At 68.5% G+C, this 235-nt stretch carries 1 protein-coding gene; it reads right to left on the bottom strand.

The genetic code is table 11. The features are described 5' to 3' along the window. A partial coding sequence (locus HKX41_13595; protein NNC25167.1) for a response regulator transcription factor occupies positions 1–235 on the bottom strand: 235 nt, incomplete at both ends.

Genomic DNA, 235 nt, shown 5'->3' with positions numbered 1-235 from the left:
TCGGTCTCGCGCTCGGTCAGCGGATCGGGCCGGTCCAGGCTGACGAAGTCGTTGCGCATGTGCTCCAGGCCCGACAGCAGGCGCTGGGTCATCGCCGGCTGCACCAGCGAGCCGCCGTCGGCGACGGTCTGGATCGCCCCGACCAGTTGCTCCAGCGACACGTCCTTGAGCAGATAGCCCTTGGCTCCGGCCTTGAGCCCGGCCAGGACCAGTTGGTCGTCGTCGAAGGTGGTCA

Source organism: Salifodinibacter halophilus, assembly GCA_012999515.1.
Classification (GTDB): Bacteria; Pseudomonadota; Gammaproteobacteria; order Nevskiales; family Salinisphaeraceae; genus Salifodinibacter; species Salifodinibacter halophilus.
This window is presented reverse-complemented; position numbering and strand designations above follow the sequence as displayed.